This window comes from Pseudomonas sp. 43A (assembly GCF_013363935.1).
In the GTDB taxonomy this organism is placed as follows: Bacteria; Pseudomonadota; Gammaproteobacteria; order Pseudomonadales; family Pseudomonadaceae; genus Aquipseudomonas; species Aquipseudomonas crudilactis.
In genome coordinates this window covers 1,978,309-2,004,083 of sequence record NZ_CP054880.1, presented here as the reverse complement: position 1 = coordinate 2,004,083, position 25,775 = coordinate 1,978,309, and the positions used below count along the sequence as shown (strand labels likewise).

The following is a 25,775-nucleotide window of genomic DNA, read 5'->3' as shown; positions in this document are numbered from 1 at the left end:
CATCGCTGCAAAAAACGACATCCAACGCGGTCTGTACGACCGTGTGAAAAACCAACCAATCAGGTTTCACACGGGCACAGGCCCTCACGCAGGAGACGACACGTCATGCTGAGCTGGGACGAATTCGACAAAGAAGACAGTGAAGTAGCAACCGTGAAAGGCGCCAACGCCGGCCACGCTACTGAAGCCAACATGGACCGCCTCGACAACGCTGGCGGTGCCGCCGCGATCGAAGCTCGCGCCGTGACCGCCGACGACTCGGCCGCTGTCGCCCGCGCCAAGGCTGCACTGAACTCCCTCGACGTCGCCGAAGGCCTCGCCGAACTCGAAGGCGCCTCCGCCCGTGTCGCCGTTGACGAAAAGCGCATGATCAACTGCCGCGCCGACCTCAACCAGCTCGTGCCATTCAAGTACGACTGGGCCTGGCAGAAATACCTGGACGGTTGCGCAAACCACTGGATGCCGCAAGAAGTCAACATGACCGCCGACATCGCCCTCTGGAAAGACCCGGAAGGCCTGACCGACGACGAGCGCCGCATCGTCATGCGCAACCTCGGCTTCTTCTCTACCGCCGACTCCCTGGTTGCCAACAACCTGGTACTGGCCGTGTACCGCCTGATCACCAACCCGGAATGCCGCCAGTACATCCTGCGCCAGGCCTTCGAAGAAGCGATCCACACCCACGCCTACCAGTACTGCATCGAATCGCTGGCCATGGATGAAGGCGAAATCTTCAACATGTACCACGAGATCCCATCGGTCGCGAAAAAAGCGGCCTGGGGCCTGAAGTACACCCGTTCGATCTCCGATCCGAAGTTCGAAACCGGCACCCCGGACACCGACAAAGAGTTGCTGCGCAACCTGATCGCTTACTACTGCGTTCTGGAAGGCATCTTCTTCTACTGCGGCTTCACCCAGATCCTCTCCATGGGCCGCCGCAACAAAATGACCGGCGTCGCCGAGCAGTTCCAATACATCCTGCGCGACGAATCCATGCACCTGAACTTCGGCATCGACGTGATCAACCAGATCAAAATCGAAAACCCACACCTGTGGGATGCCGAAATGAAGGAAGAAGCGACCCAGATGATCCTGCAGGGTACGCAGCTGGAGATCGAATACGCGCGTGACACCATGCCTCGCGGGGTGTTGGGTATGAATGCGGCGATGATGGAGGACTACTTGAAGTTCATCGCTAACCGTCGTTTGTCGCAGATCGGTTTGAAGGAAGAGTATCCAGGGACGACTAACCCGTTCCCTTGGATGAGCGAGATTATGGACTTGAAGAAAGAGAAGAATTTCTTTGAGACTCGTGTGATCGAATACCAAACTGGTGGTGCGCTTAGCTGGGACTAACTAATAGTCTCGCTTGGCACGATTTGACGATTGCGGCCTGAGTCGGCGAGTCTAGAAAGCAAAAAGCCCCGATCTGATCGGGGCTTTTTTATGGGTGATGACTAGTGTTTTCGATCTTTAGCTGGCAGCGTTTACACAACACCGATACTCATAACGACTTTCGTAGCCCTACTTTAAACGGCCATCCGCGCTGCTGAAGCTCAGTGGCGAAAGGCACACTGGCGCATCAATCGTCCAAGCGTAATCTGGCTATTTTCCAATAGTTGAGTCATCGAAAACCCAACGGCCGCTAAGAACCCCTTTCAACTGCTCAACACTCAGCAATTGCTGGGGCTTTTTATGCACAACCGCGTGACAGTTCGCACAGAGAGTAATCATGTCGGTTGCTGGATCAACTACTTGATCCTCTTCATATTCAGAAATGGGCTTCACATGATGGACATGGATAAACCCTTTCGCATGCTCGCCGTAAGCCTTCTCAAAATCAAAATTACATGCGTTACACCGAAGGCCATGAATATCTATCGCGCGCGATCTCAGCTTTGGGTTGCGCTCATACCTCACACCGTAATAGGCGATCTTCTTTCCTTCAATACCAGTTATTCTCGTCTCAAACTCTTGCGCGCCGTCTTCTGAAACAGAGCTCAGACTGGGTTGCTCCTTTAGCACCGCATGAGAACGAACCCTGTCAAAGACGTCTTGATTAATTTTCCGAACGCTACTACGCCAATAGTTAGTTTTAGGTGTCGGGGGAACGGGTTCAAAGTATTGCCCATCCACTTTGGTTGGAACCGCAAACTCAAAAGGTTTGAAGCCCTCAATATCAGCAAACAGATCCCCAGTTGTACTGTCGAGATCCGCGTATATTCTCACGACGCGACCAACACCAAAATAATGAGGTTTAGTGCTAAGCCTCAGATTCTTAAACTCCTTTTCTTTCATCCTACATTTATAGTAGAGCACCTCCATCCCCTCGGAGAGCGCCCCTTTGAACTGCTTTGGGAAGTGGTACCGCACGCCGGTTTCATCAGACCACTTCGAAACATCACTTTCGGCAATGACAGCTGGCATCCATTTATCCTCACAAGAGAGGACGAAGCCTACCAAATAACACGAAATTTCCTACATGATTATGGAAGGCTCCCGACGCAAGGACCAGAAAATTGAGGGCTTCATGGACTAAACCTGGGGGCATCCCCCCCTTGAATGACACGACAGATCGCCAGACTCCGCGTGTATAGAAATATTTTATTTTGCCGAATTAATAGGTGCACGACCCCACACCTCCCGCTATTAATACCCCTCCCCCACTCAAGGATCCGAGCCCCACCATGAAATTCGATCTCGCCTACTGCCTCAGCCTCGACGACAAGTTGTCGATCTATGACGTTCGCGATCTCAATTTCGATGAGACGGTGGCCTTCGACTCCGCGAAGGAACACTTCCAGTGCCCCAACGATGCCTGTCGTTCGGCGTTCGAGATTTGCAACGAGTTGGGCACATTCAACGCCAAGAACGTGAATTACGTGCGCACACCGCACTTCAAGAATCTGCCCACTACGCAGCATGTGGCGGGTTGTCCGTATGTGAGTTTGAAGGCTTCGGCGTTAGGCGTTGAGACGGCGGATGGCGAGGCGGATGACGGGCGTGAGGAGCACTTCCCATCAGAGCTGTTGCTGACCCGGCGTGAGTATGTGCGCAAGCCTGTCGTGCCAGCGGGGGCGGCAGATGTGTTGCGGGATGAGCCGGTGCGAGTGGCGACGGACACTGGTAAAGAGTCGGCGAGTCGTGAGTCGGCGCCGGACAAGACCAGTGTGTTTGCGCATCCGGTGGAGTGTTTTGTGTCGAACTTCGCGGACAAGGAGTTGCTTAAGCGGATGCCGTTGAAGGTCGGCGAGCATACGGCGCCGTACAGTTCGTTCTTCAAGAAGATTGAGTATCTGACGGACAACAAGGGGCTGATTTACTGGGGGCGGATCAAGAAGATCGAGGACTTCCACAGTGCCAGTTTTCGTATCGATTTCGAGGACAAGGTCTGGTTCAAGAAGCCCGAGGACAGTAAGAAGAAGCCGTATCCGGTCAGCGTTTATCTGAACAAGAAGCTGATCGACAACTACCGCAAGCGCAAGGCGTTTCTGGAAGAGATCAAGCACGCGGTGGACAGCGACAAGGCGTTGTTCTGTTTCTTCTATGGGGTGACGCCGGAGTTGAAGCAGGTGCCCGGCAAGAAGAACCCCGAAAAGCCTTTCGAGGTCTTCAATGCCAATATCGAGAACCTGGATCACTTCATTATTCGTGAAGCGCCGGGTCTGGAGTGACGGTTAGCCTTGGGGCAGTTGCAGGTTGACGGCGCCGGGGTGTTGTTTGACGAGGGAGTACGGCAGGATCGACCACTCTGGTTCATCGCAACCACGTTGTACGCGTGGAAAATACGGTCCCAGGTAAATGCCTTTGGCGGTGAAGTGCCAATTCAAAACGCTCCAGACATTTTCATCGGTGTAATCGCAGCTGTCCTCATCACCGACGGCTGGTTTTTTCATTTCGTTGGGATACAGCGTTGTGAATTGTTTGATCAGCCACGGCGCCAACACATCGCTCTGATTGCTGGCGTTTGTTTCAGCCGAGGTATTCTCGCGCTCGCCAACCCACAACACGTCTTGCAGCTTTATGTCTTGGCCAGTGTGAACATTGAGGTTGACGGGTGAGTTACTGACATCGGGGTGCGCGCCCCCACAGTCATACCCGGTATTGATGTTCAGACTGACCACGTCCGGCGACAGGAACGTGGGCGCGACACTCTGATACTGCTCGGCATTTTCGCCACCTTGCAGCATGCAGGCGTGGTAGCTGATGACCTCTCGCCAAAGTCGCTCAAGCAATAGCTGATTGATGCGTAGTTGATCTTGCGCCGGGTAGCCGGACGCGACGCTGAACAACGAAATTTTCGATTCCGGTTCGACCCACCACTGCAGGTTATAACCCATGAAGCTTTCTGTTTTCGCGGGCTTGAGCTTGAGTCCCTGTAAACGTAAATATTCGTAGGGTTCGCTCTTCGGCAGTGTGGCAATGAAAGGCAAAGTCGTTGATGTCGGCGCTGGAAGTTTGGCTTCGGCAAGTTTCACCGGCAGCTTCTTGCCCTGCGGACTTTGCCACTCGCCCTGCCAGCCATCAGCAGTGGGTTTCATTTTCAGCGTCGGCAGCGGCTTGTCGTCACCGTAGCGGTTATTGCCTTCGACGAGGCTCAGCGTGCTGTCCTGCAGCGAACCGCTGAGTGCCAGGTCGCGGTGATATTTCTCGTAGAAATAGCGGCCGGTGACTTCGTCCTGCTGTGTGGTGTTGAGTTCAACAACAATCGCCGTCTTGCCCAATGTGCCGGTAAATACGCGACGGCCATCTTCGGCATGGGCAGTGGAGATCAGTGAGAACAGCACAGCGGCGCACGGTGCCAGGCGCATCAGTCCCTTGAGCATGAATCAATCCTTGAAGGAGTCGGTGGTCGCGTCGGCACACAGGCGCCGGCGCTGAAAAATACGCTGCGGATTATGGCGGGGACGGTTTAACTATTCGAGTTTTCTTGCTCGTACTTTTTAAGCCAGGCTTCGTGCTCAAGGGCCGCAATTTCCCGAGCCATCTGTTGGCGACGTTCCTTGGCAGCATGAAGCTGGACGTCATCGAGAAAGCAGTAGTGACGCAGCCAGTGAAGCGCCATTTCCTCATCCGGAAAGTAGTAAGACTTGGCGCCCTTGCTGTTCCTGGGCGTGTCATTCATTTGCTCGTCAAAAACCATCGCAGTGATTTCATCCGGCGGCAAAGATCCCGTATGGGCGACCTTGTCCTGAAACATCCATGCAATTTCATCAATGTGTTTTTGCGCGCTGCGATGACTACGTCGATAGAACCGTTGATGCTCACAAGTCTGTTTCAGCCGCGCCAACATCAACTCAGGGTTAAGCCACTGCCCGAGGTCATGATGATGTGCGTTGATCACTATCCCCTTGACCCAACGATCCACGAATCGATCAACAAAGTCTTCTGTGTCAGCCTTTTTCGCATCAGCGAAAATCAGGCAATAGCGGGTCTGGACGTGAATGACCAGCAACACATGCTTGCGTTGTACCGTTATCGCGTGCACCAGCCACTGCTCATCAGCGCCGTTCGACTCATCATCTTCAATGATTGGGGACGGCGGATTAGCGTCCACCGGCGTAATCTTTTTGCCTTTGTGAACACGGCTGAAAAACTTACTGGCGGCTTCGGTGCAATTGAAGATCAACATCCTGGTTCTCTGGTTATTGCTGGAGGACAGCGTTCAGTTATCAATTTTGGTTTCTTCCGCCCATTCAATTTCATAAGGCTGACGCACAGCTTCCGAAATCCTCTCACGCATCTCTTCGCTGAAGCCAGACAACTCCGCGTCGGTCAGCAAATCATGCGCGACCATCATGAGCAATGGAAGCCATACGTTTGAGCGGCTCATTCGCTGATCGAAGACTGCCGCCATGTCCTTATCTCGACTGCGAATGAGCCGATATAGCGTCAAGTAACGCGCATGCGCTGAAAGAGCATCGTTTTGAGCGACGACCGTGGCCTCGGACAGAACTCCCTGACAAAAACGATCCAGTGCCACCTTGCGCAGTTCACGGTACTTTTTCCAGTCACTCTCGGAAACCGACATATCCCCTCCATTAATTGGTTGCGAGTGCAGTGGAGCAATGCATCACTTTAGTGAAATGCACAGCAATACAATAATCAGCAATCCAATATAAACCCAGGCATGCACCCGATCCGGTATCCGGCCAATCCATGGCGCGGCCAATCGAATCCCGATGAGCGACCCCACCGTCAGCACCGCAAACGCCAGCAAATCAACATACCCGACAAACCACGCGCCCAGATTAGCCTGACTGAACCCGGCCAACGCCATGTACGTCAGCGTGCCGGCCACTGCCACCGGCACGCTCAGCGGATTGGCCATGGACGTCGCTTGCGACATGCTCAGCCCGCAACGGCGCAACAGCGGCACGGTCATGACGCTGCCACCTACACCGAGAAACGTCGCGATGGCGCCGATGCCTACACCGCCTGCGGAAGTTTCCGTAGCGCCTAGTCGGCGCGGGATGACGTCTGCGTTTTGCGTGAGAAATCCGCGGCGCAGCAGGCAATCAATGATTGTCACGCCGAGGTAACCAATGAACGCGTAGCGAATCACTTCGCCGCTAACCCATATCGCCGCTACTGCACCCACGATTGCGCCCACGCCGATAAACCCACCCAAGGGCCACAGGTAATGACGGATGAGATTGCCGGCGCGGCGGTGCTTGTCGGTGGCGATCAGGGCGTTGACGATCATCACGCAGGTCGAGGTGGCGACGGCGATGTGCATCGCCGATTGGCCGATCGGGTCATCGGCGCCGTGGCTGGCGGTGAGCAGGCGATACAGCAGCGGCACCACGACGAAGCCGCCGCCGAAGCCGAACAGGACCGCGGTGATGCCAGTCAGGCAGCCGAAGAGGGTCAGCAGTAGATAGAACATGTTGAGGTGTCCGTGGTGGGAGAGCGGTCGACGATAGAGCAGCATCGCTTGGCCTGCTTCAGCAAGTGAGCCAATAATGTTTGTGTTTACGCCAATCACCGGGAAAAGCCTGATGCGCAATGTTTCGATCAATCTGCTGGATGACACGCCGCGCGCGGTGGTGGCAATCGGTACGGATTATTCTCACGGTCACCTACTGCCCTTTCATACGCATCGGCGGGCGCAGTTGTTGTACGGCGCGACGGGTGTGATGCAAGTCAGCACCCATGACGGTAATTGGGTGGTGCCGCCGCAGCGGGCGGTGTGGATTCCGCCGAATGTGGCGCATGAGGTGTTGATGCTTGGGGTCAGCACGCGCAGCTTGTACATCGAGCCCGGTGCGGTGGATTTGGGGACGCGCTGTCAGGTGATCAGTGTGTCGCCGTTGATGCGGCATTTGCTGATGGAGGCGGTGGAAGTGCCGCTGACCTATGAGTTGGGCGGACGCGATGGTGTGTTGATTGATCTGTTGCTGCATGAATTGACGCGCAGTGCGCCGCTGCCGTTGCACATTCCGCTACCGACTGACGGAAAGCTCCTGTCTCTGTGTCAGACCTTTCTGCATCAGCCGTACGCCCATCAATCTCCACAGCAGTGGGCCCAGCAGTTACACATAAGCTTGCGTACCTTCAACAGGATGTTTCGGCAACAGACCGGATTGAGTTTCAGGCAATGGCGGCAGCAGGCGTGCGTGGTCCTGGCGCTGGCGCGACTGGCCTCGGGTGAAGCGGTGACGCGCATCGCGCTGGACTTCGGTTATGAAAGCCCGGCGGCGTTCTCGACGATGTTCCGGCGGATCCTCGGGCAGGCACCGTCCGTCTGGTTGCAGGCGGCGAATTAGGGCAAATCAAAAAATGCGTTTGATCCCGGCCGAAAACAACTGTACAAAAACACAGTACATTTTCAATCAGCACTCTTGAGCCCGGAGCACACCATGGCCTCTCTTGCGATGAACCACATCCTCGAACGCATTGCCCTTTTCCAGTTCACCCCGACGCACTGCGTCCAGGCCCGAGCGATGCTGGGCTGGAGCGTGGAACAGCTATCGCGGGAGGCTGAAGTTTCGGTTGAAGACATTCAACGGTTTGAAGCGCAGCAGGATGTCGCGGATGCGGCGCGACTGGCGCTGGCTTATCGGTTCGAGGCGCAGGGGCTGGTGTTCTTTCCCGGGTTTGCACCGGGGCGTAGTGCCAGTGTTCAGGGCGTGTCGTCGGAAGCGATGGGGCGTGGGGATTTTGCGATGGCTGAGTAAGACAATCGCCCCCGAAGGGGCGAACTGGGCGAGCTATCAGGCGCTCTGCACCACCGCGTCATTCTCCCCTTCAACCGCCAACCACCACGCCTCACCGCGTTGCGGCTGAGTGATGTTAAACGCCTCACCCATCTGCGGCGTAGTAATGGAAATACTGCGTTCCCACGCCAGTGCCAGAATCCGGTCGAACGGTTCGTGCCAGGCGTGCATCGCCAGGTCGAAGGTGCCGTTGTGGATCGGGAAGAGCCAGCGGCCTTTGAGGTCGATGTGCGCTTGCAGGGTTTCTTCTGGCTGCATGTGCACGTGTGGCCATTCGACGTTGTAGGCGCCGGTTTCCATCAGGGTCAGGTCGAACGGGCCGTACTGTTCGCCGATGCGTTTGAAGCCATCGAAGTAGCCGCTGTCGCCGCTGAAGAAGATCCGTGTATCGCCGTCGATCATCACCCACGATGCCCACAGGGTGCTGTTGCCGTCGAACAGACCACGGCCGGAAAAGTGCTGTGACGGTGTGGCGACGAAACGGATGCCGGCAATCTCTGCGCCCTGCCACCAGTCGTACTGGCGGACTTTGCTGGCTTCGATACCCCATTTGATCAGCGTGTCGCCGACGCCCAGCGGGGTCAGAAAGAGGTTGGTCTTGGCGGCCAATCGGAGCACGGCCTGGTAATCGAGATGGTCGTAATGGTTGTGCGACAGGATCACCGCTTCGATCGGTGGCAACTGGTCGATGCTGATCGGCGGTTGGTGGAAGCGTTTCGGTCCGGCCCACTGCACCGGCGATGCGCGCTCGGCGAAAACCGGGTCGGTGATGAAGAATTTGTCGCGAAGCTTCAGCAGCAGGGTCGAGTGGCCGAGGCGATAGACGCTGTGGTTGGGCGCCGCCAGCAATGCTTCCCGGGTCAACGCCTGCACAGGGATTGGCGCGGCGGGCCGGGTGTTGCGCGGTTTGTGGAAAATCATGTTCCACATGATCCGCAGCATTTTGCGCGCACCCTCGCGCTGCACAGGTGCGTGATTGCGAAACAGCCCCTGATGCTGCCGCGAGGCTTCAGGCGTGGATGTGTTATCCGGGAGCGAAACTGGATTGGCCATGACTGAATGACTCCAGAAAAACCGCGCAATTCGCGGTTTTTCCACGGTGGGACGATAAATGGCCAAAGCTGCACGCATAGGCCGAACTCTCTGGTTTTTAGGCTGCGAGGATTAACGCAACATTACACTGCTCGGTGTAGTTTCTAGGTTGCATCAAAGCGGATGACAAGTAAACTGCCAAGTGTAATTTCATCTTTTCTCTGCCAAAGCGTACTTATGACAGCTCCACAGCGCCTCACCGACCGTAAACGCGAAGCCATTATTCAGGCGGCGATTGCCGAATTCCGTGCCCACGGTTTCGAGATCACCAGCATGGACAAAATCGCGGCCACCGCTGGTGTATCCAAGCGCACGGTGTACAACCATTTCCCCAGTAAAGAAGAGCTGTTCGCCGAAATTCTCAACCAGTTGTGGGCACGAATCAGCGCCGAGCAATCGGTCGTCTATAACCGCGATCAGCCTCTACGTGATCAGTTGCGGCAAATGCTTCAGGCCAAAGTGCAGTTGATGGCCGACGAAAACTTTCTGACCCTGGCCCGAGTGGCAATTGCTGCGACCATTCATTCGCCGGAGCGCGCGCAGAACATGATCGAGCGCCTGGGCGAGCGCGAGGAAGGCCTGACCGTGTGGATTCGCGCTGCGCAGGCTGACGGTCGACTGAAACCGGTCGATCCGGAATTCGCCGCCCATCAAGTACAAGGCTTGCTCAAGACCTTTGCCTTCTGGCCACAGATGTCGATGGGCCGCGCAGCCCTCGATGTCGAGATGCAGAACACCGTCGCCGAATCCGCACTGGAAATGTTTCTAACCTGCTATCAACGCTAATCAGCCCTCCTCCTGTAACCCGCTCTGTGTGACCCCGCCAGTTGCCGCTGCATGAGGCCTGGAGGGTTGATGGCGCGATGGGTCAAGCATTGAATTCATGCTGTCATCCGCGGGTGCCAGAGTTGCGAGTGGGCCTTAGTATCGGTTTGGCGCGCTATCAATCCTTGTACAAGGATGTCCTCGACTGGCGGGATGACACCGATAAAACGCTCTATACCGCTAAACACAAGGGCCTCAACACCATCAGCGTTGCCCTGAGCAGGACCGCGACGGACAACGCCGACGCTCGAAAAGTTATACAAAATTACAAATAATTACTTTCTTGTACAAGTTTATGAAGTTTTGTATAAGTAGCCATCTGCCAGCTAAGGAATACTGGTATTGAGCAGACATTGCCGAATGCCGTCCGCGCATTCGGTCTGCCGGCGCGGAAATAGGGACTGAATTCTCGATCCTCCCCACTTCCAGAGTAGTGCGAACATGTTCTTCAATCGCCACAAATCCGTCATCGACGATCTTCAGCGCACCCTCACCGAACAAGCCGGCCTGCTCGATGCGATCAATCGCTCGATGGCGGTGATCGAGTTCGACCTTGACGGCGTGGTGCTGCGTGCCAATGACAACTTTCTCAAGACCATGGGTTACACCGCCGAACAAGCGATCGGCCAACCGCATCGACGCTTTTGCACGCCAGAGTTCGGCCGTAGTGCTCAGTACACTGATTTGTGGTCACGCCTGAAAAACGGCCAGTTTCAGTCCGGTACGTTTGAACGCGTCGACGGCAAGGGCCACCCAATCTGGCTGGAGGCCAGTTACAACCCGATCAAGGATGCTTCGGGACGGGTGGTGAAAGTGGTCAAGTACGCCATGGACGTGACCGCCAAGGTGCAGCAGGAAAGCGAAGCCAACGCCAAGTTGCAGGCGATTGACCGGGCAATGGCGGTCATCGAATTCAACCTCGACGGCAGTATTCTCACAGCCAATCAGAATTTTCTGACGCGCATGGGTTACACCCTCGCCGAGCTGAAAGGTAAACATCACCGTTTGTTCTGCACGCCGGCACTGGTCAACAGCAGCGCCTACGAAGACTTCTGGCGGCGCTTGAACCAGGGCGAGCTTTTCCAGGGTCAGTTCGAACGCGTCGATAAACGCGGGCAAACCGTATGGCTCGAAGCCAACTACAACCCGGTTTATGACGCAGCCGGGCGCTTGTGCAAAGTGGTGAAGTTCGCCTCCGACGTGACTACCCGCGTCGAGCAACACGAACAGGACGCACGCAGTGCCAGCGCGGCGTATCACATCTCCGTGGCAACCCGAAAAGTCGCCGAGCAAGGTACGCAGGTGATCCAGCAAGCCGCCAGCGAAATGCGTGAAATCGCCGAAGACATTGCTGAGTCTTCAACGCTGATTGCACAACTGGGCGAACGCTCCGAGCAGATCACCGCCATCGTCAACACCATCCGCGCGATTGCCGATCAGACCAACCTGCTGGCGCTCAACGCTGCGATCGAAGCAGCGCGCGCCGGTGAACAGGGGCGCGGGTTTGCCGTGGTCGCTGACGAAGTGCGGCAATTGGCGGCTCGAACCAGCGGCTCGACCGCGGAGATTTCCAGCATGATCGGGCTGATCCAGAACGAGACCCGCCAGGCCATCAAGAGCATGGAAGGCACCCGGGGGCGCGCGGCGGAAGGGGTCGAGTTGGCGAATCAGGCAGGCACTGTGATTTTGCAGATTCGTGATGGCGCCAGCGAGGCGGTGGATGCGGTGAGCATGTTTGCCAATGAGCGAGTGCCGGGTTAAAGGCAGGTAGACCGCGTCGCGGCCTTCGCGAGCTTGCTCGCGAAGGGGCCGGTCACCACAACGCAGGGCTATAGTGACTACACGTCCCACGCCCTGCCGAGTGCATCATGACCACTGAAAAACCCGCATCGCCTGAAACAGCTCCCGTCGATCACTTGCGCTTCCACCGCCCCCACGCCCACCTCAGCACCACCTTCGGTAACGACACGTTCGCCCTGCGCGCCGAGGCATTTGCACGGTTCTTCGGCACGCCGATGTTTCTCGGCGCGCAAACCCTGATCGTGCTCTTGTGGATCTGTCTCAACGTGTTTGGCGTGACCACCTTCGACGTCTACCCGTTTATCCTGTTGAACCTTGCTTTCAGCCTGCAATCGGCTTACGCCGCGCCGCTGATTCTGCTCGCACAAACACGCCAGGCTGCCCGCGACAAGGCGCAGGCCGATGCTGACGCACTACATCGTGAAGACCTGGCACAGGCCAATACCGAGCGTCAGGCCCAAGCGGCGAAGAACACCGCGCAACTGCTTGAGCTGCTGGAGCAGAACACCCGCCTCACCGAGATGACCAAAAACCTCACCGAACGCATCGCCAGCCTGACCAGCGAGTTGCACGATCACATGCGCCAGAACCCGCAGCGCTGATTACGGCAACCGCAGCGCCCGCCCCAACTCATCGAACAGCGTCACTACCGAGCGCAAGGCGCGGCAATCCGGGCGCGTCAGCAGCCACAGCGCGGTGTCATAACCATGCAGCGGCTCGCTCAACGCCTGCACACCCTCGGTGATCAGAAAGTCCGGTAACGCCGCCACGCCGAGGCCCGCGCGAACCAGCTCTGTCACCGACAACATGCTGTTGCAACGATAGCCCGGGGTGACGCCGGGTAGATGCTGACGACGCCAGGCGATGGTTGGGTGATCGGGTAAAAAGTCGTCCGGAGCTATCCACGTCAGCGCCGTCAGATCCGATGCATCGACATTCTGCAGATACCGCGTACTGGCGCAGACCCGGTAGGAAATCTTCGCCAGTTGTCGTCCGACCAGATGCTCCGGCGGTGTCCGCGTCAGGCGCAGGGCGATGTCAGCATCGCGGCGACTGAGGTTGGCGAAATCGTTGGAGGTGCTTAGCTCAATGGTCAGTGCCGGGTAATTGGGCATGAACTGCGCCAGCGCCGGCAGCAGCAAACCTTGCAAGACCGAATCGGTGCAGGTCAGGCGCACCGTGCCGCTGACCACTTCACCGCCCTGCTCCACGCCGATGCGCGCGGCTTCCAGCGCCTGTTCGGCGCGTTCGGCTTGCTCGGCCAGTGTTTGTGCCAACGTTGTCGGCAGATAACCGGCGCGGATTTTTTCGAACAGTTGCTGGCCGAGCGCAGCTTCGAGACGGCGCACGGCGCGGAACACCGTCGACACGTCGACTTTCAACAACTGCGAGGCCCGGGCCAGCGAGCCGCCACGCACCAAGGCGAGGATCAGGGCGAGATCGGGGTAGTCGAGCTGATAGTGCGTCGCTGCATTGATCACTTGGGGAAACGCCCATATTGAGTGCGTGAACGCCAATCTATAGTGAGGGCCATCAATCAACAAGCGCAGGGAACCTCCATGGAAAACAGCGCCATCCGTATCGCCCTGATTGGCGATTACGACCCGCAGGTCACCGCTCACCAAGCCATTCCCGTCGCCCTCGGGCTGGTCGCCGAACACCTCAACCGCAACGTGCAATTCGAATGGTTGCCCACCGAGCAGATCCACGCCGATACGCCGCTCGAGCGCTTCGACGGTTTCTGGTGCGTCCCCGCCAGTCCTTACAAAAGTGAAGCCGGCGCGTTGCGGGCGATCCGTTTTGCCCGCGAACAGCAGCGCCCTTTCCTCGGCACCTGCGGCGGTTTTCAACATGCGGTGCTGGAATTTTCCCGCAACGTGCTGGGCTGGACGGATGCCGAGCATGGTGAAACGTCGCCCAACTCAGAGCGAGCTGTACTCACGCCGTTGACCTGTTCGCTGGTCGAAGCGGTGGACAGTATTCATTTGGTGCCCGGTTCGTTGATCGCCAAGGCGTACGAAACGTCGCAGATTCGTGAAGGTTATCGCTGCCGCTTCGGTGTGAATCCGCTGTTCGAACGGGAACTGTTGAACGATCGGCTACAGGCAGTGGGGCATGATTCGTCAGGGGATTTGCGCGCGATTGAGCTCAAGGATCACCGCTTCTTTGTCGCGACGTTGTTCCAGCCGGAACGTGCCGCGCTCAAAGGGTTGATGCCGCCGCTGGTGCGCGCGTTTGTTGACGCTTGTGGGGAGTCACGTTGATGACTGATTGCTTTGCGGTGATTTTTACTTCGACTCGAACCGAAGGTGACAACGGCTATGCCGAGGCGGCCGAGCGCATGGCTGCGTTGGTCAGTGAGCAGCCGGGGTTTCTTGGGGTGGAGTCGGTTCGAGGGGCGGATGGCGTCGGGATTACGGTGTCGTATTGGCAGAGCGAAGCGGCGATTCTGGCGTGGCGGCAGCATCCTGAGCATCGGGAGATTCAGGCGCGTGGTCGTTCGCAATGGTATTCGGCGTTTCATACGCGGGTGTGTCGGGTGGAGCGGGAGTATCGGTTCGGCCAATAAAAGGGCGGCGCATTGGCGGCCGCCTTCGCGAGCAGGCTCGCTCCCACAGTGGATTTGTGATCGACGCAGATCCAATGTGGGAGCGAGCTTGCTCGCGAAGAGGACTGCACTGTCACAGAGCGTCTCAGCCGCGCACCAGACTGCGCACCGCCACAATCTCCGGCACGTCAACCTTGCTCATATACACCCGCAACGGCTCGGTGATGTTGATCCGCTCATCGATATGCTGATCCAGCAACAACTGAATCAACTCGCGTTTAAGCGTCATGGTCTGCGCTGTCGCCGGCGCCCAGACAAATTCATTCACAGGAATAATGCCGTCATCCGCCACGTCCATGCCGAACGAATCTTCGCTAAATCGCACGATGTACTGACCGGTTTTACGGTTAAGGCCGACAAATCCTTTGAGATCGTCAGCAGCCTGGCAGATGAGTTGGGAGGTGATGCGCATGGTAAACCTCACGAAAGGTGATCGATGGTTTACACGCAGGGCAACTGCACGGCGAGCCCTCTGCCGGGACGTCTGCCGAGGGCAAGCGTACTGCAAACGGCGCCACAAAAGTGCAGGAAAAATCGCTTTTAATACGTTTATGTCGGTCTGGCGATAGCATGCAATCGATTCAGTTGTTAAAAGATACGTCTTTGAAAATGCCCTGCGAAAGGAACTCGAACATGCCCGCCACTTTCACCAAAAGCGCTCTGGTCCTGAGCCTGCTGCTCGGCCTCGGTCAGGCGCACGCCGCCAGCCAGACGGATCCTGCCGCCGTCGCCGCGGCCCACGGCATCCCGCACCCGGCGGTAATCGCTCATCGTGGTGCGTCCTTCGATGCACCGGAATCCACCGCAGCGTCCTACAAACTGGCCCGCGATCTGGGTGCCGATTACCTGGAAATGGACTTGCAGCGCAGCAAGGACGGCGTGCTGTTCGCCCTGCACGACAACAACCTGCAACGCACCACCGACGTCGCCAGCAAGTTTCCGGAGCGCAAGGACGCCTCGGCCACCGCGTTTACCATGGCAGAACTGAAAACCCTCGACGCTGGCAGCTGGTTCAACGCCAAGTACCCGGATCGCGCGCGCCCGTCCTACGCCGGGCTGAAAATTCTGACCCTCGATGAAATCATCGACATCGCCCAGGCCAACCCGCAACACAAACCGGGCCTGTACATCGAGACCAAAGAGCCGCAGCTGTTTCCCGGGATCGAAAAAGACCTCAAGGAAAAACTGCAGGATCGTGGCTGGCTGAGCCCGGCCGGTTCGAAACTGGCGAAAAGTGCGCTGGGTGTCGGTCAGGGCAAAGGCAAAGTGATCCTGCAAACCTTCGAGAAAAACAGCCTCGAACTGCTGGAAAAAGAAATGCCGCAGGTGCCGAAGATCCTCCTGCTGTGGGTGGGTGAAGGCAGCATCGAGCCGAAATCGAAAGTAACGTTTGCCGAATCCGGCGAGAAGGACAAAAACGTTTTCTACGGTAAACAAGAGCCGAAGTCCGAAGCCGAATTCAAACAATGGGTGGATTACGCCAAGGCCCAGGGTGCGATCGGCACCGGCCCATCGGCGAAGCTGACCAAGGGCGGCGATCAGAGCTATTCGGATCTGGTGCAACCGTGGATGAACCAATACACCCACGACCAGGGCATGCTGGTGCACGTCTACACCGTCGACGAGCCGGTGGACTTCGAGAAAGTCATGTCGGCCGGTGTCGACGGCATCTTTACCAACCGCGCCAGCGAACTGTTGAAATTCTATAAACGCCCGGCGTCCGTCAGTGTTGATCAGGTGTTGAAGAACAACGGCTTCTGATCTGAAATCGAGGCGCCTTCATCGCGGGCAAGCCACACTTCCACAGGTTCTGTGCAGGTGCAGGGCTTGCCCGTTTTGTTTGGGTTTGGGATTTTAAGGGTGAGTTAAGTTGTGCCGGTTAACCTGAGGCCACTTAAACGAATCACCCCAAGGAATGAACCGATGAAAACTTTGACTGCCCTGTTTACCGCCGCTGCCCTGACCCTTACCGCTGGCTTGGCCCAGGCTGATGTTCGCGTTGACCAGATTCCTGAACTGGTCAAGTCGGGCAAGATCAAGTCGCTGGAATCGATGAACGCCGAAGCGCTGAAACTGCATCCGGGTGCGACTATTACTGACACCGACCTGGATAACCACTTCAATGGTTATGAGTACGAAGTTGAGCTGAAGACGGCTGATGGCAAAGAGTTCGACGTGGACTTTGATGCGACCACTGGCAAGGTGTTGAGCAACAAGCAAGACACTTGATTGAACGCACCACCAAGAGCCGCACGATTGAAAGATCGTGCGGCTTTTTTGTGTCTGGTGTTTGGCATGGTTGATGTGTTGTCAGTGAGATTTTCTCCCCCTCACCCCAGCCCTCTCCCCCAAGGGGGCGAGGGGAAAGGGAGCAGATCTTCAAACCTTTCAAAACCTGAGTTCGACTCAGGTCTCTCAAGTCGATGTACCTCCAACATCCACCACGGTCAGTCCCCTCTCCCTCTGGGAGAGGGCTAGGGTGAGGGGAAAGGGCATCACGCCGAGGTGCTGACCAAAGAACCCGAGGTGCTCGAGTCGGAATCCTGTAACGCCTGCAACAGCGAGGCGGTGGCGGTGGACAGGGAGGCCGAGGTGGCAGTGATCTGCGCTTGTGCGGCAGCCACTTCGGCGACCTTCGCATCCGAACGTTCCTGCTTCGCCTGCGCCGCTTGCAACGCCTGTTGCTGTTCCTGCAATTGCTTCTGCAACTCGGCAATCTGCTTGCGCAGTTCTTTCACCGAATCCGACTCCTCGCTGCTGCTGGAACCGCTGTCACCCGCCGGAGCGGCACCACCACCGGCGGCGACTTTACCGGTATCGGCAGTCGCACCCGTGCTGGCGGTTGCTGAGGTAGACGTGTCGTCACCAACGTCACTGATCGACGTTTTGCTGGTGGGTGTGGTGACGGTCTGATTGATCGAAACAGAAGTGATGCTGACCATGGAAAGGCTCCAATGCCGGTTATAGATAACCGGTCATCGACCACGCCCGTACCGATTTGAGATCGACTGTGTACCGACTCGGTATCCGAACCGGTACACGTCCGATAGCGTCAGGCGCTCAAGCGAGCGGTGACTTCATTGAGTTGCCCGGACAGGCTATGCAGATTCTGGCTGGCGCTTTCGGTGCGCTGCACGTTGTCGAGGTTGGTGCTGGCAATCGACGTAATCTCGGTGAGGTTGCGCGAGATGTCCTCGGCCACCGAGGTCTGCTCTTCGGCAGCAGTAGCGATCTGACGGTTCATGTCGCGGATCGCTTCCACGGCGTGGGTGATGCGCTCCAGCATCGCGCCGGCCTGAGTCACCTGCTCAACGCTTTCTTCGCTGCGCGTCTGGCCGCTGTCGATGGCATGCGCCGCATCCACCGCACCGGTCTGCACGCTCTGAATGATCTGGTTGATCTCGATGATTGACTCAGCCGTACGTTGCGCGAGGTTGCGCACTTCATCGGCGACCACGGCAAAACCACGCCCGGCTTCACCGGCGCGCGCCGCTTCGATCGCAGCGTTGAGCGCCAGCAGGTTGGTCTGTTCGGCGATGCCGCGAATCACCTCCAGCACTTTGCCGATACGACCGCTGTCGGCTTCCAGACGACGGATCACCGTGGCGGTGTTGGCGATTTCGCCGCGCATCTGGGTGATCGAGTGGATGGTGCTCTGCATGACCTTTTCACCCTGTTGGGCGGACTGGTCGGCATCGTCGGCCGCACGTGCGGCGTCTGCGGCGTGACGCGCCACTTCCTGCGCGGTGGCGGACATTTCGTTCATCGCCGTGGCCACCTGATCGGTGCGGTTGAACTGCTCGTTGGTGCCGCCGGCCATGGTCGTGGCGATGGCGTTCAACTCGCCGCTGGCGCTGTCCAGATCCGACGCACTGCGTTGCAAACGGGTGAAGGTGTCGGCGAGGAAATCGCGCAGGGTGTTGGCCGCAGCGGCGAGATTGCCCAGTTCATCCTGACGGTCGCTGACCACACGCTCGGCGAGTTTGCCGCGACTCAACTGAGTGACGTAATCGATCAGTTTGCGGATCGGCTCGACCAGGTTGCGGTTGACCAGCCACAGGCTGAGCAGGCCGATCAACAGACCCGACACGAGCATCACCAGCAGCCCCAGCCACACGGTGCGATCGGCCTCGGCACTGATCAGCGCCGACTGCGCGGTGCCTTGCTTGCGCAACTCGGCGACCAGTTCGCTCATCTGATCACTGGCGGCACGGTCAACGCCTTTGACCGCCGCGTCACCTGCCGTCGGATCACCACCGGCAGCCACGTAGGCATCGCGGCCCTTCTGGTAGGCAGAACCGAGCTGACGATGCTCATCGCGCAGGCGTTCGATACGGTTTTTCAGGCTCGGCTCGAGGCCTTTCTGGCCAGCCAGTTCGCCGAGAATATTCTGCACATCGCGCTGACGATCTTCGAACTGGCCCCAGTACTTGGCCAGATCCGCCGGTTGCTTGCCGCGCAGCAGGACGTTTTTCCATTCCTGCACCTGCACCTTGAATTGCAGGTTGGCTTCATCGATCAGTTGTGAAGTGTGCAAGGGACCGGCGATCAACTGGCTGTAGCTTTGCACGCCGTTGGACAGGAAATGAAAACAGGCCAGCGCGATCAACAGCACCGCCAGCAGGCTGCCGCTCAGCAGGGCGAGAATTTGCGCTCTCAGGGATTTTTGCAGCATCGAAAGATACTCAGAACAAGGATGAGGCACGCCCGGTAAGGCGTGAAATTGTGCCGGACATCCATGTCGGCGAGCCTTGGCTCATGGCCAAGCGCGCGCAACGTAACCTAAGCGTGATCGGCGTACCAGAGCGCTTCTTGAAGAAATTCCGACCGTCGGTAAGTTGCTGATTTGACGTCACTTTGCTGTCACATAAACGTCATGTGACATTGCGATGATGCGGCTCAGTGAACCTGCCATTTGCGCGACCGACACACCCTCCTCGCAGCGAGCCTTCATGAACCACAGCCTCGATATCAGCCATCGCGATCCCGATCTGTTTGGCCTGCTCTACGGCTATCGCTTCCTCCCCGGCGAACGCGGTCGCGAAGTTGACTCGGCGACGGCATTGCGCTGTTTGCAGGACGACAGCGACAGTGGCGAATTCCTTTGGCTGCACCTCAATCTGGCGCATGCGGCGTGCGAGCGCTGGATGAAAAGTCATCTGCAATTGCCCGAAGAGTTTTTCGAGGCGCTGCACGAAGGCTCACGGTCGACGCGCATCGAGCATGTCGACTCGGCGTTGCTGGCGGTGGTCAACGACGTGGTGTTCAACCTCAGCAGCATGGTCTCCTCGGACGTGTCGACGCTGTGGGTCTGCGTGCGCAGCAAACTGATCGTCAGCGCGCGCCTGCAACCGCTGCACTCGGTGGATAAATTGCGCTCGTCAGTGAAGGCCGGCGAACGCTTTCGTTCGCCCTCGGAATTGCTCGTGCATCTGCTCCGTGATCAGGGCGAGGTGCTGACGCAGATCGTGCGCAAGACCAGCATGAGCGTTGATCAGGTCGAGGACGAATTGCTTTCCTCACGGCTGTCGACCAACCGTGCCGAACTCGGTGCCAACCGGCGGGTGCTGGTGCGTCTGCAACGGCTGTTGGCGCTGGAACCGGGTTCGTTGTTGCGTCTGCTCAACCGGCCGCCGCCGTGGTTGCAGAAGGAGGACGTCAAGGAGCTGCGCAAGTCCACCGAGGAGTTTGCGCTGATCATCAACGACCTCACTGCGCTGGGTGAGCGGATCAAACTGCTCCAGGAAGAGATCGCCGCCAACCTCAACGAACAGAGCAACCGCACGCTGTTCACCCTGACCGTGGTCACGGTGCTGGCGCTGCCAATCAACATCATTGCCGGTTTCTTCGGGATGAATGTGGGTGGCGTGCCGTTGTCGCAGGATCCGGAGGGGTTCTGGATATTGGTTGCGCTGGTGGCGACGTTTACCGTGATTGCCGGGCGTTGGGCGTTTCGTAAGCGCGGGGATTATTGACCACGAAATGCACTACCACCGCAGATCCCCTGTGGGAGCGAGCTTGCTCGCGAAGACGGAGTGTCAGGCACCATCATTGTCGGATGACACACCGCTTTCGCGAGCAAGCTCGCTCCCACAGGGATCTTCTTTAGTCTTCGGATCAGCGGTGGAGCTAAAACCGCAAACACTGACCTGACGCAGTCTCTCTGTAACATTCTGCAACGATCATGGGCGACACTCCTTCCCTCGCTCAGGATTGTCCGCTCATGGCTACTCCCTCCCTGACCGCCAGCCCCGCGTCCGCCGCCAGCGGCAGGCCAGCCCTCGACAAGAAAACCAGCCCGTTTACCTACGTGATCTTTTTCGCCGTGCTGGCGATGGGGATGTTGTTCACCGCCTACAGCCTGATGCACGACATGCACGAACTCGGCACGGTAGTGACTACGTGGACGCCGTTCCTGTTGCTCGGTGTGGCGCTGCTGATTGCCCTGGGCTTCGAGTTCGTCAACGGCTTCCACGACACCGCCAACGCCGTCGCGACAGTGATCTACACCCACTCGCTACCGCCGAATGTCGCGGTGGTCTGGTCGGGCTTCTTCAACTTTCTCGGGGTGCTGCTATCGAGTGGCGCGGTGGCGTTTGGCATCATTGCCCTGCTGCCCGTGGAGCTGATTCTGCAGGTCGGTTCGTCCGCCGGTTTCGCGATGATTTTCGCCCTGCTGATCGCGGCGATCCTGTGGAACCTCGGCACCTGGTGGCTGGGTTTGCCGGCCTCGTCATCGCACACCTTGATCGGTTCGATCATCGGCGTCGGCGTGGCCAATGCCTTGATGCATGGCCGTGACGGCACCAGCGGTGTCGACTGGGCGCAGGCGACCAAGATTGGTTACGCCTTGCTGCTGTCGCCGCTGGTGGGTTTCGGCTGCGCGGCGCTGTTGCTGCTGGCGCTGCGCGCATTCGTGAAGAATCGTTCGCTGTACAAGGCCCCGGAAGGCAACACCCCGCCGCCGTGGTGGATTCGCGGTCTGCTGATTCTGACCTGCACCGGCGTGTCCTTCGCTCACGGCTCCAACGATGGCCAGAAAGGCATGGGCCTGATCATGCTGATTCTGGTCGGCACGCTGCCGATGGCCTACGCACTCAACCGTACGATGCCGGAAGAACAATCGCTGCAGTTTGCCGCCGTGGCGCAAGTCACCCAACAAGCGCTGGTGAAAAGTGCACCGCTGCCGGCGCCGGCCGATCCGCGTCCCGTCCTCTCCGAATACGTGCGCAGCAAGGAAGCCACGCCGCAACTGATCCCCGCCCTCGCCGCCCTCACCGGACACATTGGTGAAGAAGTCAAAGGCTACGGTTCGCTGGCGAAAGTCCCGGCTGAAGCCATGGGCAACGTGCGGAATGACATGTACCTGGCCAGCGAAAGCATTCGCCTGATGGACAAGAACAAAGTCGGCAATTTCGACGCCGACACCAGCAGCAAACTGCAACTGTTCAAGCAGCAGATCGACAACGCCACGCGGTTTATTCCGCTGTGGGTGAAGATCGCCGTGGCCATCGCGCTGGGGCTGGGCACCATGGTCGGCTGGAAGCGGATTGTGGTGACGGTTGGCGAGAAGATCGGCAAGACCCATCTGACCTATGCGCAGGGTGCCTCGGCGGAAACCGTGGCGATGCTGACCATTGGCGCGGCGGACATGTTTGGCTTGCCGGTATCGACGACGCATGTGTTGTCCTCGGGCGTGGCCGGGACCATGGTCGCCAACGGTGGCGGGTTGCAGATGAGGACCATCCGCAATCTGTTGATGGCGTGGGTGCTGACGCTGCCGGCCGCGATTCTGCTGTCGGGCAGCCTGTATTGGCTGTTCACCCAGATCTTCTGACCGCACAACTATCCTTGTGGGAGCGAGCTTGCTCGCGAAAGCGGTGGATCAGTCAACTCTGAATTGACTGACACGCAGTCTTCGCGAGCAAGCTCGCTCCCACATTGGTTTTGTATTCAGGTTCAGAGCGCGGAGCGAATCAGATCGCCGAGCCAATCCATAAACACCCGCACCCGTAACGGCAAATGCCGCTGTCGCGCATACAGCAATGAAATGCCCATCGCCGGCGCTGTGAATTGCGGCAACACTGTCACCAGTTCGCCGTTAGCCAGATGCGGTTGCATGCCGGTACGCGGCACCTGAGTAAGACCGAAGCCGCCGAGGCACGCCGACTCGTAAGCGTCAGTGCTGTTGACAGTAATGCTGCCTGCCATCGGCAAGCGCTTAACCTGCCCGCCCTCCTCGTACACAAACCCTTCCGAACGCGAACCCAGCACGCCGACATAATGCACCAGTCGATGCTGCGCGAGATCTTCCAGCGACTGCGGCACACCGTAGCGTTCGAGGTAGGCGGGGCTGGCGCAATTGACCATGGGGAAGTCACCGAGGTGCCGCGCGACCACTGATTGATCCGGTTGCGCGCCAATCCTCACCACGCAATCGAAGCCTTCGCTGAGCAGGTCGACGCGGCGATCGGTGCTGCTGATTTCCAGTTCCAGATTCGGGTGCCGATCCATGAACTGCGGCAGGTGCGGCATGACCAGGCGCCGCGCGAGAATGTTCGGCAGGTCGACACGAATGCGCCCGGTCAGCGACGCCTCGTCCTGTCGGAACAACCCTTCGATCTCGTCCATGTGCGAGAGCAGATCCTTGCTGCGTTCGTACAGCACCAGACCGTCCTGAGTTGCCTGCACCTTGCGCGTGGTGCGTTGCAGCAGGCGCGTGCCGAGCAGCACTTCGAGCGCTTGCACATGCTCGGAAACGGTCGATCGCGGGAGACCGAGATTTTCCCCGGCGAGGGTAAAACTCGACAGTTCGCTGACACGGACGAAGGTGCGCAGCAGTTCCAGTTTGTTCATTAGGCACCTGTCGATTGTTCGGCTGAGCCGATCAGTGATTCCGGATTCACTCTGTTTATCACCTCAGGGCGGACAAATAAACTGAGTTCATCACCACTCACCGCAATCGAGGAAGCCTCCATGAATCGCAAAATCGCATTGATTACCGGCGCCAGTCGTGGCCTGGGCAAGAACGCCGCTCTGCACCTCGCCGCTCAAGGCATCGACATCATTGGCACCTACAACAGCCGTGCCGATGAAGCCCAAGCGCTGGTCGCAGATGTCCAGGCTCTCGGCGGCAAAGCCGTGATGCTGCAACTGGACGTTGGCCGTAGCGAGAGCTTTGCCGATTTCGCTACACGTGTTGAGCAAGCGTTACAGCAGACCTTCGACCGCCAGCGCTTTGATTTCCTGATCAACAACGCCGGGGTCGGCTTGCATGCCGGTTTCGCCGAGACCACCGTCGAGCAATTCGACCTGCTGATGAATGTCCATCTCAAAGGGCCGTTCTTCCTGACCCAGCAACTGCTGCCACTGATCAACGACGGCGGGCGGATCATCAACATTTCCAGTGGTCTAGCGCGTTTCACCATTGCCGGCGCCTGCGCTTATGCCGCAATGAAAGGCGCTATTGAAGTCCTGACCCGCTATCAGGCGAAAGAGCTGGGCGCACGGCAGATTGCCGTGAATACCTTGGCGCCAGGTGCGATTGAAACCGACTTTGGCGGCGGCACCGTTCGCGACAACGCGGCAGTGAATGCGATGGTCGCCGACAACACTGCGCTGGGTCGTGCCGGTCAGCCGGATGACATTGGCGGGGCGTTGGCACTGTTGCTGTCGCCGGGTGCGCAGTGGATCAATGGTCAGCGGGTCGAGGCATCCGGCGGGATGTTTCTCTAAATACCAGGCACAAAAAATCGCAGCCTTTCGGGCTGCGATTTTTTTGTTTAACCCTGACACGCATTACGCATCATCACGCGCTCACGCACCACGTCATATCCCCAGTGATACACATAGGTGTACGGCAGGAAAAACAGCAGCACACCGATGTCGAGCAAAAACGCCTGCCACAGGCTGACCGACAACCACCAGGCAATCAGCGGCACGCCCATCACGATCAAACCACCCTCGAACAGCAGCGCGTGCACCACCCGTACCCAGGCGTTGTGCGCCACGTTCATGCGCGCAAGCATACGGTCGAAGAAGCGGTTGAACACTACGTTCCAACCCAACGCCAACAGGGCGATCAACACGGTCACCGCGCCCATTTCAAGCATCGGTTTTTGCATGATCCACGCCAGCAACGGGGTGCAGATCAGAATCGCCAGCAGTTCGAAACCGATGGCCTGGAAAATACGTTCAGTGATGGATTTGTTGGCAGTCATGGCCTGACTCCTTGAGTGAAGATGGTTGCCATGATCTATCTTGATACCGATACTTCATAACCAATAACCATCGATCAAGGCGATAGTTGATGATCTCGCAGGAAGTACTGCTGGCGTTTGTCCAGGCCGCCACGCAAGGCTCGTTTTCCGCAGCGGCGCGCAAGCTCGGGCGCAGCCAGTCGACCATCAGCGCGGCGGTGGCCAGTCTCGAGATCGATCTGGATCTGCAGCTGTTTGATCGCAGCAGCCGCAAACCGACGCTGACCCCGGCCGGGCATGTGATGCTGCAACGTGCCGAGGCGATTCTGGCGGCCAGCAGTCGCCTCGAGATGACTGCGCGGCAACTTTCCCAAGGCGTCGAACCGAAGCTGACCGTGGCGATTTCCGACACCTATCAGTCGGACCGTTTTGAAGCGGCGTTGGTCGGGTTTGAGCAGCGTTATCCGGATCTGGAACTGGAATGCCTGATCGCTGAGTGCGATGACCTGATCGAGCTGGTACAGCGCGGTCGCGCGCATCTGGCGTTCGCCGAAATGCAAGAGAACTATCCGCCGGATCTGGTCACCTCGACCGTGGCCGAACGCACGGAGATCGCTTTGTTCGTCAATCGCGACCATGCGTTGGCCAAGCTTGATCACATTGATCAGCAGATCCTCGAGCAGCATCGCGAATTGCGTCTGGCGACGATCGTCAATCCGTATGACAGTCGCGGCAAAGGTCGGGTGTGGTCGGCGCCGAGTTACCTGATGCTGCTGGAAATGGCCGAGAAGGGCTTTGGCTGGGCGCCGTTGCCACGTTGGCTGGCGCAGCGCTTTGGCAATGATCTGTTGGTGGAGTTGAAAGTGCGCGGCTGGCCTAAGCCGGTGTTTGTTGATGCGTTGTGGTCGCGCCTGTATCCGCCGGGGCCGGCGGGGAGTTGGTTGTTGAGCAAGATGCTGGAATAGCGTTGAAGATAGAGCCACCCTCACCCCAGCCCTCTCCCGGAGGGAGAGGGGGCCGACCGAGGTGTCT

27 protein-coding genes and 1 pseudogene are annotated in these 25,775 nt (G+C 58.1%); 16 read left to right on the top strand and 12 right to left on the bottom strand.

Features of this window, described 5'->3' with window-relative positions:
- The first annotated feature begins 105 nt into the window (after nt 1-105).
- Nucleotides 106-1,356 (top strand): ribonucleotide-diphosphate reductase subunit beta, encoded by a 1,251-nt coding sequence (locus HUW52_RS08850; protein ID WP_008084848.1) that lies wholly within the window; start codon nt 106-108, stop codon nt 1,354-1,356.
- A 249-nt stretch (nt 1,357-1,605) separates the two neighbouring features.
- Here HUW52_RS08850 and HUW52_RS08845 read toward each other — a convergent pair whose 3' ends face one another.
- Nucleotides 1,606-2,427, bottom strand: coding sequence for an HNH endonuclease (locus HUW52_RS08845; protein ID WP_034153333.1), 822 nt, complete (start codon nt 2,425-2,427; stop codon nt 1,606-1,608).
- A gap of 260 nt (nt 2,428-2,687) precedes the next feature.
- Here HUW52_RS08845 and HUW52_RS08840 point away from each other — a divergent pair, with 260 nt between their 5' ends.
- Nucleotides 2,688-3,674, top strand: coding sequence for a hypothetical protein (locus HUW52_RS08840; RefSeq protein WP_175553431.1), 987 nt, complete (start codon nt 2,688-2,690; stop codon nt 3,672-3,674).
- A 3-nt stretch (nt 3,675-3,677) separates the two neighbouring features.
- Here HUW52_RS08840 and HUW52_RS08835 read toward each other — a convergent pair whose 3' ends face one another.
- From HUW52_RS08835 to HUW52_RS08820, 4 genes are all read right to left on the bottom strand, one after another.
- The gene (locus HUW52_RS08835; RefSeq protein ID WP_175553430.1) at nt 3,678-4,826 is read right to left on the bottom strand and encodes a hypothetical protein; all 1,149 of its coding nucleotides are present in this window, start codon (nt 4,824-4,826) and stop codon (nt 3,678-3,680) included.
- Between the two features lie 86 nt (nt 4,827-4,912).
- Nucleotides 4,913-5,632, bottom strand: a complete 720-nt coding sequence (locus HUW52_RS08830; protein ID WP_175553429.1) for a hypothetical protein — start codon at nt 5,630-5,632, stop codon at nt 4,913-4,915.
- 33 nt (nt 5,633-5,665) lie between these two features.
- Complete coding sequence (locus HUW52_RS08825; RefSeq protein ID WP_110718758.1) at nt 5,666-6,031, bottom strand: hypothetical protein; 366 nt, start codon at nt 6,029-6,031, stop codon at nt 5,666-5,668.
- Nucleotides 6,032-6,073: 42 nt separating this feature from the next.
- Nucleotides 6,074-6,889, bottom strand: a complete 816-nt coding sequence (locus HUW52_RS08820; protein ID WP_175553428.1) for a sulfite exporter TauE/SafE family protein — start codon at nt 6,887-6,889, stop codon at nt 6,074-6,076.
- Between the two features lie 112 nt (nt 6,890-7,001).
- On the opposite strand from HUW52_RS08820, the gene HUW52_RS08815 reads away from it, so the two are divergent.
- Nucleotides 7,002-7,769: a helix-turn-helix domain-containing protein gene (locus HUW52_RS08815; RefSeq protein WP_175553427.1), complete on the top strand. Its 768-nt coding sequence runs from the start codon at nt 7,002-7,004 to the stop codon at nt 7,767-7,769.
- 93 nt (nt 7,770-7,862) lie between these two features.
- Entirely contained in the window at nt 7,863-8,180 is a 318-nt protein-coding gene (locus HUW52_RS08810) for a hypothetical protein (protein ID WP_099756962.1), read from the top strand.
- Between the two features lie 36 nt (nt 8,181-8,216).
- Here HUW52_RS08810 and HUW52_RS08805 read toward each other — a convergent pair whose 3' ends face one another.
- Entirely contained in the window at nt 8,217-9,272 is a 1,056-nt protein-coding gene (locus HUW52_RS08805) for an MBL fold metallo-hydrolase (protein WP_175555655.1), read from the bottom strand.
- Between the two features lie 216 nt (nt 9,273-9,488).
- On the opposite strand from HUW52_RS08805, the gene HUW52_RS08800 reads away from it, so the two are divergent.
- The 4 genes and pseudogenes from HUW52_RS08800 (at nt 9,489) to HUW52_RS08790 (ending at nt 12,538) form a co-directional block, all read left to right on the top strand.
- Nucleotides 9,489-10,097: a TetR/AcrR family transcriptional regulator gene (locus HUW52_RS08800; protein ID WP_175553426.1), complete on the top strand. Its 609-nt coding sequence runs from the start codon at nt 9,489-9,491 to the stop codon at nt 10,095-10,097.
- Between the two features lie 480 nt (nt 10,098-10,577).
- Nucleotides 10,578-11,351: pseudogene (locus HUW52_RS30725) on the top strand (PAS domain-containing protein); the annotation flags it as partial.
- Entirely contained in the window at nt 11,337-11,897 is a 561-nt protein-coding gene (locus HUW52_RS30720) for a methyl-accepting chemotaxis protein (protein WP_371929257.1), read from the top strand. The pseudogene HUW52_RS30725 and the gene HUW52_RS30720, both read left to right, overlap by 15 nt.
- Nucleotides 11,898-12,004: 107 nt before the next feature.
- Nucleotides 12,005-12,538: a DUF1003 domain-containing protein gene (locus tag HUW52_RS08790; RefSeq protein WP_016984812.1), complete on the top strand. Its 534-nt coding sequence runs from the start codon at nt 12,005-12,007 to the stop codon at nt 12,536-12,538.
- On the opposite strand, the gene HUW52_RS08785 is transcribed toward HUW52_RS08790, so the two are convergent.
- On the bottom strand, nt 12,539-13,480 hold the full coding sequence (locus HUW52_RS08785) for a LysR family transcriptional regulator (protein WP_175553424.1): 942 nt from the start codon (nt 13,478-13,480) through the stop codon (nt 12,539-12,541).
- 15 nt (nt 13,481-13,495) lie between these two features.
- Between HUW52_RS08785 and HUW52_RS08780 the strand changes: the two genes are divergently transcribed.
- On the top strand, nt 13,496-14,200 hold the full coding sequence (locus tag HUW52_RS08780; RefSeq protein ID WP_175553423.1) for a CTP synthase: 705 nt from the start codon (nt 13,496-13,498) through the stop codon (nt 14,198-14,200).
- Nucleotides 14,200-14,505, top strand: coding sequence for an antibiotic biosynthesis monooxygenase (locus HUW52_RS08775; protein ID WP_016984809.1), 306 nt, complete (start codon nt 14,200-14,202; stop codon nt 14,503-14,505). Before HUW52_RS08780 ends, HUW52_RS08775 begins: the two co-directional genes overlap by 1 nt.
- Before the next feature lie 124 nt (nt 14,506-14,629).
- Here HUW52_RS08775 and HUW52_RS08770 read toward each other — a convergent pair whose 3' ends face one another.
- Nucleotides 14,630-14,956, bottom strand: coding sequence for a DUF2025 family protein (locus HUW52_RS08770; protein WP_016984808.1), 327 nt, complete (start codon nt 14,954-14,956; stop codon nt 14,630-14,632).
- 221 nt (nt 14,957-15,177) lie between these two features.
- On the opposite strand from HUW52_RS08770, the gene HUW52_RS08765 reads away from it, so the two are divergent.
- A complete protein-coding gene (locus HUW52_RS08765) occupies nt 15,178-16,305 on the top strand; it encodes a glycerophosphodiester phosphodiesterase (protein WP_175553422.1) in 1,128 nt (375 codons plus the stop codon).
- 162 nt (nt 16,306-16,467) lie between these two features.
- Complete coding sequence (locus tag HUW52_RS08760) at nt 16,468-16,773, top strand: PepSY domain-containing protein (RefSeq protein WP_007917758.1); 306 nt, start codon at nt 16,468-16,470, stop codon at nt 16,771-16,773.
- Nucleotides 16,774-17,039: 266 nt separating this feature from the next.
- Here the strand turns inward: HUW52_RS08760 and HUW52_RS08755 are convergent, their stop codons facing one another.
- On the bottom strand, nt 17,040-17,486 hold the full coding sequence (locus tag HUW52_RS08755; RefSeq protein WP_175553421.1) for a hypothetical protein: 447 nt from the start codon (nt 17,484-17,486) through the stop codon (nt 17,040-17,042).
- A 110-nt stretch (nt 17,487-17,596) separates the two neighbouring features.
- Nucleotides 17,597-19,219, bottom strand: a complete 1,623-nt coding sequence (locus HUW52_RS08750) for a methyl-accepting chemotaxis protein (RefSeq protein ID WP_175553420.1) — start codon at nt 19,217-19,219, stop codon at nt 17,597-17,599.
- A 277-nt stretch (nt 19,220-19,496) separates the two neighbouring features.
- Here HUW52_RS08750 and HUW52_RS08745 point away from each other — a divergent pair, with 277 nt between their 5' ends.
- Together HUW52_RS08745 and HUW52_RS08740 are read left to right on the top strand one after the other, a co-directional pair.
- Nucleotides 19,497-20,519, top strand: coding sequence for a transporter (locus tag HUW52_RS08745; protein WP_007917764.1), 1,023 nt, complete (start codon nt 19,497-19,499; stop codon nt 20,517-20,519).
- Nucleotides 20,520-20,767: 248 nt separating this feature from the next.
- Nucleotides 20,768-22,381 carry an inorganic phosphate transporter gene (locus HUW52_RS08740; RefSeq protein ID WP_175553419.1) on the top strand — a complete coding sequence of 538 codons (1,614 nt, stop codon included), beginning with the start codon at nt 20,768-20,770 and terminating at the stop codon, nt 22,379-22,381.
- Between the two features lie 122 nt (nt 22,382-22,503).
- Here the strand turns inward: HUW52_RS08740 and HUW52_RS08735 are convergent, their stop codons facing one another.
- The gene (locus tag HUW52_RS08735) at nt 22,504-23,400 is read right to left on the bottom strand and encodes a LysR family transcriptional regulator (RefSeq protein ID WP_175553418.1); all 897 of its coding nucleotides are present in this window, start codon (nt 23,398-23,400) and stop codon (nt 22,504-22,506) included.
- Between the two features lie 120 nt (nt 23,401-23,520).
- Here HUW52_RS08735 and HUW52_RS08730 point away from each other — a divergent pair, with 120 nt between their 5' ends.
- Nucleotides 23,521-24,279, top strand: a complete 759-nt coding sequence (locus HUW52_RS08730; protein WP_175553417.1) for an SDR family NAD(P)-dependent oxidoreductase — start codon at nt 23,521-23,523, stop codon at nt 24,277-24,279.
- Between the two features lie 47 nt (nt 24,280-24,326).
- On the opposite strand, the gene HUW52_RS08725 is transcribed toward HUW52_RS08730, so the two are convergent.
- Nucleotides 24,327-24,764 carry a multidrug/biocide efflux PACE transporter gene (locus HUW52_RS08725; RefSeq protein WP_175553416.1) on the bottom strand — a complete coding sequence of 146 codons (438 nt, stop codon included), beginning with the start codon at nt 24,762-24,764 and terminating at the stop codon, nt 24,327-24,329.
- Nucleotides 24,765-24,853: 89 nt separating this feature from the next.
- Here HUW52_RS08725 and HUW52_RS08720 point away from each other — a divergent pair, with 89 nt between their 5' ends.
- Nucleotides 24,854-25,708 carry a LysR family transcriptional regulator gene (locus tag HUW52_RS08720; RefSeq protein WP_016984800.1) on the top strand — a complete coding sequence of 285 codons (855 nt, stop codon included), beginning with the start codon at nt 24,854-24,856 and terminating at the stop codon, nt 25,706-25,708.
- Nucleotides 25,709-25,775 lie beyond the last annotated feature (67 nt).